Origin of the sequence: Mesotoga sp. HF07.pep.5.2.highcov (assembly GCF_003666285.1) — a bacterium.
In the GTDB taxonomy this organism is placed as follows: Bacteria; Thermotogota; Thermotogae; order Petrotogales; family Kosmotogaceae; genus Mesotoga; species Mesotoga prima.
Genome location: NZ_JFHJ01000680.1, coordinates 1 through 1,053, shown reverse-complemented (window position 1 = coordinate 1,053; position 1,053 = coordinate 1). Strand labels below are relative to the sequence as shown.

At 47.9% G+C, this 1,053-nt stretch carries 1 protein-coding gene and 1 pseudogene; both read left to right on the top strand.

The window, feature by feature from the left end:
* Positions 1-471, top strand: a pseudogene (locus BG32_RS14545) (ABC transporter substrate-binding protein); the annotation flags it as partial.
* A 61-nt stretch (positions 472-532) separates the two neighbouring features.
* The coding region (locus BG32_RS14540) for a carbohydrate ABC transporter permease (RefSeq protein ID WP_147435092.1) at positions 533-1,053 on the top strand (521 nt) is incomplete at its 3' end.

The following is a 1,053-nucleotide window of genomic DNA, read 5'->3' as shown; positions in this document are numbered from 1 at the left end:
GGTTACCAGACATGGAAAGATCTGAATCCCGATCTAAATGTCGGATACTTCATGGTCCCACCACTTACCGAGGATCAGACACCTTATGCCTACACGTATCTCGACGGAGCCATAGCATTGACATCTAATGTCAAGAACCTCGAGGACTCCAAAGAGATAATCAAGTTCTGTGCTACACCTGAATTCGGGACGATATTCGCTGGAATCACCTACAACATCCCCGCCGTTCTCGGAGCATCGATTCCACCGGATCCTCTTCTTGAAGAAGTTCTAGATGTCTACAACAACAACGCTTCTCCGTGGGTCTACTGGGTAGGATCTGTCTTCACGACACAGAAGCCTTCTCTGTACGACGACGTTCTCAGCCCGGGAATGCAAGCTCTTTACGCAGGCCAGCTTACCCCCGAAGGACTCTCTCAGATGGCTCAGGATGCAATATCTCAGTGGTACCCACCTTTGATGAATCAGTAAACGATAGATTTCTTCTCTTCCCCGCCGGTAGGCGGGGAGGAGTCTATAGAGGAGAACGAAGATGCAAATAAAACTCAGATACCTTCTCGTCTTCATTTTACCTGCTCTAATCCTGTATTCGATATTCATAATCTACCCGCTGTTTGACAGCTTAATTCTGAGCTTCTTCAGCTGGTCGGGCGTGGGGCCGAGAACCTTCGTCGGACTGAAGAACTTTCAGACTCTCTTCTCCGGAAGCTTTTCCAAGGAGTTGTTCAACGCATTCTTTCACAACGTTTACTTCTTCATAATGCTCACGATTCTCGAACTTGGACTGGGCTTTTTGATCGCTTTGATGCTGGCAAGCAAGATAAAGGGAGCCGGAGTATTCAGGGTAGTCACGTATATCCCGAATATGATACCCCTAGTTCTGGTCGGCTTCATGTGGGTTCTTTTTCTGAATCCTCAGGCCGGACTGGTGAACCAGCTCTTGAGAACTGTCGGACTTGGGAGTTTGGCCCAACCCTGGTTAGGTCAGGCAAACACAGCTCTTACAACAATAATTCTTGTAAATGTGTGGCGAAATCTCGGATTCTATGTGCT